A 9,793-nucleotide genomic window follows, 5' to 3' on the forward strand; every position below is an offset into this window, starting at 1 on the left:
GGTGAAAACGTCGGCAGCTACACCATCAGTGCAGATGCCCTTAACAACAGCAACTACGATATCAGTGTGGTCAACGGCGAGCTTACCATCAGCGCCCGCTCGCTGACTGTTACCGCTGATGCTAAGAATAAAACCGCAGGACAAAGTGACCCGGCTTTAACCTATCAAGCAGAAGTCATGAACGGAGATCGGGGACTGGTTACCGGCGAATCGTTAACCGGAAGTTTAAGCCGGGTTGCCGGAGAAAACACAGGCAACTACGAAATTCTGCAAGGCACCCTCACTGATGCGGAAAATCCTAACTACGAAATTGATTATGTTGCGGCTAATCTGACTATAACTCCGGACTCAACTCCCGCTTCTGGTTCTGAGGAACAACAGCTGGAAAATATCATCACTGACGCTCAGCAGACGGCGACACAAAGTCCTGCAAACACCGTCATGACGTCCCCCACGGAATTTTCGCAAGCTAGTGGTCGTGGAACCCTTCAGGATAGCAACCGATCTAATGGTGGCTTGATTTTCGTCAATGTATCAACCCATCAGAAAGGTTCTGCGGACAATGGCGACAGTGACGTCAATGGCAGCGGCGGAACTGAGACAGCAGCCGCTGGATCTATGTTAAATGGCGGGCAGAATAATTCCGGTTACGTGCATGTGTTTGTTGTCAATGGTGGCATCAACCTATCCGGAACCGGTCTCGGGACCGGAGAGGACGACAATTCTGACGCCAATCAGCCGCAGATCAACTAAGCGGCGTCGTGACCATGATTTACTGTATTTCTTATAAGGATGTATTGACCATGATGTATAAAACCCTGCTGTTGTTGATCCTCAGTTTACTTGCTGCTTTCCCCGCCATCGCCCAGACGCCGCCCGATGCCGGGCGCACCCTGCAGGAGTTGCGCGAACCACCCCAACTCCGTCCCCCAGACCAGGGACTGGTCATCACCCCACAAGCTACTGCGGCGGCAGCTCCCGGTGGCCCCAAAGTGGAATTACGGCAGATCACTTTCCACGGTCACAGCTGTTTCAATGACGAGCAACTTGCAGCCGTTATCAGCGACAGCCTAGGTGATCAATATGACCTTGCCGGGTTACGCAACATCGCCGGACAAATCACCCGCTATTATCAAAGCAACGGTTACCCCTTTGCTCGTGCCTTTCTGCCGGCCCAGAGTATGAACGATGGCACTTTGCAGATCGACATTGTCGAAGGCCGCTACGGTCAGTTTATCGTCCAGGGCGATGAAGATGTCATCACCCCCGTCAAAGCCTGGTTACAACCACTGCAAACCGGTGAGGTGATCAGCAGTGACCAGCTCGAACGGGTAACGTTGTTGCTCTCAGATCAGCCCGGTATCAGCACCGCCCCTTTGATCCGACCGGGGCAGGAACTCGGTACCGGTGATCTGCAGGTTAACATCGAACCTGATGCCCGCTTCGACGGTGAGGTTGGTGCAGATAACTACGGCAGCCGCACCACCGGCGAATACCGTGGCCGTTTTGACTTGAATATCAACCGCCCTTTCAGCTTCGGCGATCAGTTGCAACTGCGGAGCATCATCAGCAACGAAAACTTGCTGACAGGCTCTCTCCAATACAATCGTCCTCTGGGAGCTAAAGGGATGCGCGGTCAGATTGGCTACGCCCACACAGACTTTGAGGTCGGCAAAGAATTCTCAAATCTTGATGCCACCGGAAAAGCCCAAGTCGGCAGTCTGGGTTTGAGTTACCCGCTAATCCGCTCCCAAAAAACCAACCTGAGGTTGGCCGCCGTTTATCAGCATAAACGGCTTGAGGATAAAATCGGATTGACCCATAACACCACCCGTCGTAGCAGCAACAGTATCCCCTTTAGTCTGTTTTTTGATCACCGTGACGGGTTGGCTGGGAGTGGGATCAGTTATGGCAGCATCAGCTGGACAGTGGGTCGTGTCACCTTCAAAGAGAACGTCAACAACAGTCCCGAAGGAAGCTTTCAGAAAATCAACCTCGATATCGCCCGCATCCAGCAACTCACTTCCAAATCCAGCTTGTTTGCACGCGTTGTTGCCCAGAAGAGCAACAGCAATCTGGATTCCTCGGAAGATTTTGGAGTGGGTGGTATTTACGGCGTTCGTGCTTATTCCAGTGGTGAAGGCTATGGCGATCAGGGAATTCTCGCCCAACTGGAACTGCGCTACCGAATCCGGACACTTACCCCTTACCTGTTTTATGACTTAGGTCATGTGCGGATCGATAAATCCAACGCTCATCCCGCTAACCACAGGCGCATCGAAGGTGCCGGTCTGGGGCTGCGTGGTGAATACAAAAATCTGTATACCCATGTTGCCGTGGCCTGGCGCACCAAAGGGGGCGCATCGCTCACAGACAGCAAAGACCGCAACCCACGCCTCTGGGCGACTCTGGGATACCGATTTTAATCCATAGCGCGTTGATGACAACATCAGCGCCGCATTGATCCGCTAGTGAAGGTTTTCGGCAACCAGGTCATCAGCCGCAAGCCCCCCCGCTGTTAATAGCTGGGCCGATATGAAAAATCGTCCCCCTTTTCACCCTCAAGGAGAATCAAAAATGCATATATTTACCGATGGCTTTACAACTGTGTCCCTGTCCAATGGCAACCTGCGGATCAAACTGGCACAAAATGGCCCCGAAAACGAACCGCATGAGGTAGCGACACTGATTGTCCCGGCGGTTCAGGCTCCAAACTTTATCAACGGTCTGGCCAAGGCAATGACCCAGCTTGAAGAGCAGATCAAAACAAAGCAGGCAGAAGTTGCCCAAGATTGATGGATCTGACCCATCCAGATCAGTCCACCTGTAGGTAGGAATAAAGGTGAAGCTAGAAACAATGTTACCTTGTCCTGGATGCTCAGGGTGCTCAAGTTCATTGGAACTTTTCACGCTTTTATTGTCTTTATTGACAGAAGTTTTTTCAGATCATGCTTGCTAAATGTCCATAATTTTAATAGATTAAGAACACAACATGTGCGGCGGCTAATTTTTCTAGTTTTGTTAAGTATGAGTCCTGTCGTCATAAGTTTTTCTGAGAATAGCAAACCCGGTGCAATCCGGGGACGCAAAACCACGGGCCCTTCTGGGGTAGCCAGGTTGCCGGAGAATCCTTTCAAAAGCCTTTCTTCGACATGAAGTGAGGCTTTTTTAGTTGAGATGATCGCACCTTAAATCGATGTAGAACAATGGATGAACTTTTTTACAATTGGAGAAATTGAATGAGACTGTTGAAGACGGACATCATGAAAATGATTGTTATGGGTTTGAGCTCGATACTGGTATTTGGATGTTTGTCCGGTTGTGGAAGTGATAATCATGGAGAAGAGGACGCGGCAGTGGATCCTTCAGGGATCTGGATCGGTTATCAGACCTCTATCGAGAAAGATATCGACGGAAACACGGTGAGCAATGCCTTTGACATGCGCACCATCATTTACGATGGTGCATTTTATGGCATCTCCGAAGATGCCAACATTATTTACTCAGGAACTTATGAAATGGGATCCAATGGCCGCATGGTCAGTGATGGATCGGAAGGCGGCAGTCACTCCTATAAAATGTACACCATATCAGACGATGGTGCCCATTGGACTGATGGGGTCGCGATTATAGATTTTGCAGAAGCAGAATCCTTTGTCGGAATATACCAGAACTCTGCCTATCAGGAAGGGGAACTTGTGAGCGATTACAGCTCCCTGTACAACAAGGGAGCCTCGCTAGATTATGTGGATGGAGACCACACTGAGTCCAACGTTAATATCATAATTGACTCTATTGGCACGATCAGCGGGACGAAAAATGGTTGTCAGATCAGTGGCGTTATCTCTGTGCCGAATGAAGAAGTCAATGTATACAGCTTGAATTACACCCTCTCCAATTGCACCGAGGAAGGTAGCTATACCGGTCTTGGTATCGTCGCCACAAATAGCGACGACAGCTCGAAAACCCATTTTCTGGGGCTCACTAAACATGCTAACGAATCACGTATGGATGGGCTGGGTTTCTCACTGGAGAGTACACCTGCAAGCTTCAAAATCGCCCGGTTGGAGCGGACTGTTAGGGGGTGGCTAGGGATAGAAAACAAAGATTCATTTATGGCCGCCTCTCTGGCTTATTTGAAAAACATCCGGCTGCCGGAAGTGATTGGCAGCGCACATGCTGCATCTGTCTTCGGCGGGCTTGATGCCGTCGTTCGCTTTGTTTTGCAGTATGATTTATCGGACCAAAATCTTCGTGGTGTCAATTTTGACAGTGAAGAATTTGAAAGCCGTGGCATCTATCCTGAATATAATTCTAGTAACGGTGACAAGTGGTATCATCATATTGATTTTAGTCATTCGGAAATGGTTTGGAGCGATATTTACGTCAATCTTGGAGTATCTACATTTGAAGGAGCCGATTTAAGTCATGCCTATTTACAAAACCCAGACCATTGCATATTCATAAATACAAACCTTGAAGATAACCGGAATATTGAAGATATTTCTGCTTCGTCTGTTTTCGAAAACGATTTTTCCAATGCTTGGTGGGTCGATGGACATCGGTGTGGAATCGATGTTTCAATTATCTCTATAGGAAGCAATCAATGCGAAGACAATTGGATTGACACCGGCCTGACATACGAAGAATGGAAAAGCGGAAAGTGGGAAGCAGAAAAGGTGGCAGAGAACCTTGTAGAAGAGCTCAAGGACACCGCTGAAGAAGCGGAAAATTTCATCAAAGATACTGGTGGCACGGTCAAATCATTCTTCGGGTTCTAATTGCTGCTACCAATTTTGCAGCAACAATAGGCGAATATCACCGCTTCGATGAAGCCAATCAACAATATAAGTCACAAATTACGTTACTTTCAGGGCCTCTTCCTGATGCCCATTTTCACCTCGCTGCACGATGTCAAACAGACCCGGGACTCACAACATTAAGCTGTGGGTCCCGGTTTTACGTTCGGGAGGATTCCCTCGTGGTAGTGCCTCTTTTGACGTACCTTGGCAGTCATATCTTCGATACGGAAATCCTCTCCATTTCGATTCCGGTACGTTGGCAGGAGAGATAGACGGATGAGAATTGTCAAGAAAACCGACATCCTTAACCTGTAAGGTCATGTTTGATGCCGAAATCGTGTCGAAAAAGCTTACTTTTCCAATACACAAAGCATAACTAATTGATAGTATAGAAGTATTTTAATGGCACCCATATTGCTTACCAAAATAGTTACACATAAACCGAAAGGAGCAAAGCAATGAAAAAACCTCTACTGACATTGTGTATGACTATTTTATTGGTAATTGGTTTCACAGGATTCGCTGCAGCAGTTCCTTTTGGGGGTGTTGAGTTTCCTGGTGGTGCCGAGTCTTTTGCCGACGCGGTGGTGGATTATACACCTGTCACCTATGGTCCAAGTAACCAGTACCCTGCATCACAAGATCCTCAAGCGGCATTGGGCATACCCGACTACACGAGTGGCGCTGATGATTATGTGACTCTCGGGCCAGGTGGGTCCCTGACTTTACAGTTTACCGATAATTCATTGTCTGGCAGTGGTGACAACGGTCTTGACCTTTGGATATTTGAAATTGGTGGGGATGTCGAGGACACATTTGTGTGGATTAGTAAAGACAACACGACTTGGTCCAATGTCGGTAAAGTCGGCGGAAGCACAAGCGGGATCGATATTGATGCCTATGGATTCGGTATTCTCGACCGTTTTTCCTACGTTCGCTTACAAGATGATCCCAATGAAGGTCAAGGATTAGGCGCTGGAACAACTGCTGGCGCCGATATCGACGCGGTTGGCGCTATTTCATCAGCCCCACCTGTTGTTCCTGATCCTCCTGTCGCTCCCGTCCCAGAACCTGCGACCATCCTTCTTCTCGGCAGTGGCCTTTTAGGTCTCAGTTGGTACGGACGGAAGCGCAAAAAAGCATAGAATTAAGAATTTCGACAGAATAGTCATCGAAGCGGGGTCAACAATGGCTCCGCTTTTTATTTTATCAATCAGAATTGTAAGTATCCACCGAGAAACGGAGGAGCCGAAAGCTTCACCTTAGCGCGCCCGTTTTCCTATGGACAGCAAGATAATAGGAAATATGGGTTGACCTAAAAAGATCTTAAAGTTACAAATAATTGCTACACGAAACAGATTCAAGTGCTTATTTCCTTTGAGCAGCGTTCTATTCCTGTCATTTTATTTCTTTGGAGGGGTCCGATGAAGTACTTAGTTGCATGTCTTCTTTCTTTTTTGATCTTAGTTACACTAATCCCAACACCGTTTGCCGAAGCTAAAACCTGCAAAAAGTATGGTCCAAGTGGTCAGGTGATTTATTATGCCTGTCCAGAAGCTTCAGAAAAAAACTACCGCCCCCAATGGAAAACCACGACGACGAGAAAAAACGGCAAAATAGTTAAGAAAGAAATTCTAAAAGATTCGATTTGTTATAACTATCCAGAAGGAAGCATTGACTATCGAAGATGTCGCAGACAGACCGAAGATTACTTCGAAGAAAAATGCAAAGAATTGAAACGACGATACCGGACAACGAAAAAACCATACGATCGAGAAGTGAAGATTGATATGGAAAGTTTTTGCAGGGTTGGAAGGTTGTTCTGATAGCTAATGTATTTTGAATCCTCCGTGTTACTGCAACGGGGGAGGGATGGGCAAAAAGCCAAGCAAAGAAATAAAAGAGTGTGGTATCCTTTCATAAGGATCAAGCATTAAAAAAACCTAACCACATGGAATACGCCGATGCAGAATGACTTTGTCGATTATAAGTATAAAAAAAATTACTTAACGAATGTTATTTTCAAACTTGATTTTTCAGCTTTAGACCACGAGGAATTCGTGGATGAGTTTAGCAAGGGAATTAAGGATAGTTTTCCCGTAGTTGAAAAGAAGGTTTTGAAAGAGCTTAAAACTGAATTTAAAGAAGGCAATGCAGTTTCAAGTGAATCTGCGGCTAACCACTATAATTTTTTTGACTCAAATAAAGAAAGAAAGGTTTCTTTATTCAAAAACTATCTAGCTGTTGAATTGTATAAATATAAAGATATGGCAGATTTTAGTGCTGCAGTGGCTTATACATTTAAAATGTTTAGTAAGCTTTATGATAATGCTGACTATAGAAGGCTTGGCGTTAGGTATATAAATCAAATAATTCTTGAAAAGGGCAATCCTTTTGCGTGGAAAGACTACATTAGCTCGTATTTGACATCAATTTCAGATAACTTTTTTGTTAGAGATAGTTCGCTGTCTAGGTCAATGTCACAAGTGACATTAAATAAAGAAGATTATAAAATTACGTTCAGTTTTGGAATGTATAATAGTGAATTTCCAGCAAAAATAAGTAGGAAAGAGTTTGTGCTAGACTATGACTGTTATACGGAATTCGTTGAATTAGACAGCGTCTGTAATACTTTGGATAAGTTCAACCATGAAATAAAGTCTCTTTTTGAAAAAAGCATAAACAATGGACTTCGTAAAAATATGGGGGTAATAACCGATGAAGTACTTTGAGCAAAATGGTGGGGATAGATATTTCGATCAATCAACGACTGAAGAGGATTCTTCAAGGGTTTCCTTTACAGGAAGGTCTTTAAATACTCTTCCATCTTCAATCTCTGACGAGCGTTATATTTCTAGCAGGTCTACAATTAAAAAAGTAAGCAATGATAAAAAGTAACATCAACTCTCTATATCGGGTTCACGGCAGTAAAAGAGTTTCACAAGGGGACCTTTATAGAGATTTAAGTTTTTTTTCTATTGGAAAAAATGGAGAAAAGTACGAGGTTTTCTTCCAATATGCAATTATTCTTAGTCAAGAGTGTGACTTGGATCACGGCTATAAAATACTAAGTCAAAAAAAAGACGGGGAAGAGTTAAAATTCAATCAATACCTACATTCTGTGCTTTTTGCTCCAGCCTTTCCTGCAGAAATATTGAGAAGAGGGGAACACTTAAAGAGTTTATACAATATAGTTACTGATAGGATTAATTCTTCAAGCTATAAAATAGTGAAGAATAATGAAACTCCCAGGTATCACTTTCTCCCTTCTTGGGCTGATCTTCAAGTTCCAGAGCTAATTGTCGACTTTAAGGCATACTATACTTTACCTTTTGAATACTTTTATGAAATTTGCCAAGATCGTTGCCTTGCTTCAATAAATGAATTATTTAGAGAAGATGTATCACAACGGTTTGGCAATTATCTAAACAGAGTCGGGACCCCTGAATTGACCACATATGACTAAGTTTTACACTTTTAGGCGCATCGTCCAGTGCCCAGACTTGTCATGTTCGGGGACCCATATAAATCAGGAATTTACGGGTAATCATCCCATTTTTAATAGCTATCAAAAGTAAACTTATACTGCCATTGCCAACTTCTGTTTTGGTGTAATCCCTTTCAGTGCCATATTAGTCCGTTCGTTATGATTGGCTTTCACAATGCATGTTCATTGATGGCCCTGTCATGTTTCCCTCAAGAAAACAGGCAACAAAAAAGCGGTCGGACTTTACAGTCTGACCGCCTTCGATTATTGATAATGATGATGAACTTGCAGATTACTTACTGTGACAAGTGTTACAAGACTCCATGTCATCAACCTGATCATGACAAGAGCTACACAGGCCATGGCCGCTGGCCATATCATTGATAATGATAGTAGCGGGCTCACCTTCATGACAACTCGTACAGTCCCCATCTAAAACCTCGACATGCATGTTATGATCAAACATAACAACCCCTTTGGTTTCACCCTCGTATTTATAAACACCCTCCTCGAGGACTTCAACCTTGGTGATAGGAGCCTTGATTCCATTTTGCTGCGCCAGAAATACTGGGACAAAAGAAAAAACAACTGCAAGGACGATAAACACTAAATTCTTCATCAACATACTCCGTTATTTGCACGATTATCCTGAATAAGTAAATTCCGCATATGTCTTCTACACCGAAGGGCAACATATGTCAATTCAGATTTCCTCGTGAATTCTCGGGAAAACACTTATCCCCCTAAAAATCAAGTGACTTAGTGACCGTTATCAGTATTTTTAACCATGACTTTTTATCAGGACCAATGGGATCAAACGGGAACCAGTCGGCAAAAAATGGTAAAAATCTGGCCGCTCAATATTGAATCAAGCGGCCAGATGAAGGACAACCTTACGATTTATTTACCAAAGGTATTTTGCAATCCGCTGATAAATTTTGCTTTTTCTTCATCTGTAAGTCGTGCTTCAGGATGAGGAAGGAGATACTTCGCTGGCGGCATCTCACCAAGCTCTACCTGTTTTGCGATCCAGCCACCCATATTGTTTTGCGGATCCCACTCTGAAACATTAAAATGTGCCCGTCCTTCATCGACATCGAGAGTCACCATCCACGAGGCAGGGGCAAAGTTACTATACCAGGGCCAATGGGTTTCATTGCTATGGCAGTCGGCACAGGCGCGGACAAAGAATTCTCTGGTTTCAGGTTGATCCCATGGTGGTTCAGCAATGACGGGAGGATTTGAATGGTCTTTTCCGTACGGAACAAATTGAATAGCTATCAACAATACGATACCGGCAATGAGACCTTTTACGATTAATCCTTTTAGCATCATCTCAACTCCTTTTCTGATCTGGCCAGATGGCGACTCCAAGATTGAGCACGAACCGTTATTTAAACACTTTTATATTTACAAGTAAACAAATCAGGTTAGGCTTTTATCATTATATCAGAGTTCAAAGGTTGTTGTGATCGCCAAAGTCGAAAATCTGCCGATGATAATT

General features: G+C 44.6%; 10 protein-coding genes and 1 riboswitch. Of the genes, 8 read left to right on the forward strand and 2 right to left on the reverse strand.

The genetic code is table 11. The features are described 5' to 3' along the window. The 8 genes from BLU87_RS17315 to BLU87_RS09170 all read left to right on the forward strand — a co-directional run. A partial coding sequence (locus tag BLU87_RS17315) for an MBG-2 domain-containing protein (protein ID WP_175498330.1) occupies positions 1-753 on the forward strand: 753 nt, incomplete at its 5' end. Positions 754-803: 50 nt separating this feature from the next. Further along, positions 804-2,426, forward strand: coding sequence for a ShlB/FhaC/HecB family hemolysin secretion/activation protein (locus BLU87_RS09140; protein ID WP_175498331.1), 1,623 nt, complete (start codon positions 804-806; stop codon positions 2,424-2,426). Positions 2,427-2,577: 151 nt separating this feature from the next. Then, positions 2,578-2,796, forward strand: a complete 219-nt coding sequence (locus BLU87_RS09145; RefSeq protein WP_092347167.1) for a hypothetical protein — start codon at positions 2,578-2,580, stop codon at positions 2,794-2,796. A 254-nt stretch (positions 2,797-3,050) separates the two neighbouring features. Beyond that, a riboswitch (cyclic di-GMP riboswitch) is annotated at positions 3,051-3,125 on the forward strand. Positions 3,126-3,263: 138 nt separating this feature from the next. Continuing rightward, positions 3,264-4,781, forward strand: a complete 1,518-nt coding sequence (locus BLU87_RS09150; protein WP_139167522.1) for a hypothetical protein — start codon at positions 3,264-3,266, stop codon at positions 4,779-4,781. 479 nt (positions 4,782-5,260) lie between these two features. Beyond that, positions 5,261-5,947, forward strand: a complete 687-nt coding sequence (locus BLU87_RS17435; RefSeq protein WP_092347173.1) for a PEP-CTERM sorting domain-containing protein — start codon at positions 5,261-5,263, stop codon at positions 5,945-5,947. Positions 5,948-6,226: 279 nt separating this feature from the next. Continuing rightward, on the forward strand, positions 6,227-6,628 hold the full coding sequence (locus BLU87_RS09160) for a hypothetical protein (RefSeq protein ID WP_092347176.1): 402 nt from the start codon (positions 6,227-6,229) through the stop codon (positions 6,626-6,628). A gap of 138 nt (positions 6,629-6,766) precedes the next feature. Beyond that, a complete protein-coding gene (locus BLU87_RS09165) occupies positions 6,767-7,534 on the forward strand; it encodes a TIGR04255 family protein (RefSeq protein ID WP_092347178.1) in 768 nt (255 codons plus the stop codon). A gap of 152 nt (positions 7,535-7,686) precedes the next feature. Further along, positions 7,687-8,268 (forward strand): hypothetical protein, encoded by a 582-nt coding sequence (locus tag BLU87_RS09170; protein WP_092347180.1) that lies wholly within the window; start codon positions 7,687-7,689, stop codon positions 8,266-8,268. A gap of 313 nt (positions 8,269-8,581) precedes the next feature. Here BLU87_RS09170 and BLU87_RS09175 read toward each other — a convergent pair whose 3' ends face one another. Both BLU87_RS09175 and BLU87_RS09180 read right to left on the reverse strand, forming a co-directional pair. Beyond that, the gene (locus tag BLU87_RS09175; RefSeq protein WP_092347182.1) at positions 8,582-8,908 is read right to left on the reverse strand and encodes a cytochrome c3 family protein; all 327 of its coding nucleotides are present in this window, start codon (positions 8,906-8,908) and stop codon (positions 8,582-8,584) included. A gap of 281 nt (positions 8,909-9,189) precedes the next feature. After that, positions 9,190-9,624 (reverse strand): heme-binding domain-containing protein, encoded by a 435-nt coding sequence (locus tag BLU87_RS09180; protein ID WP_245706433.1) that lies wholly within the window; start codon positions 9,622-9,624, stop codon positions 9,190-9,192. Between the last annotated feature and the right edge of the window lie 169 nt (positions 9,625-9,793).

It is taken from the genome of Desulfuromusa kysingii, from assembly GCF_900107645.1.
Taxonomy (GTDB): domain Bacteria; phylum Desulfobacterota; class Desulfuromonadia; order Desulfuromonadales; family Geopsychrobacteraceae; genus Desulfuromusa; species Desulfuromusa kysingii.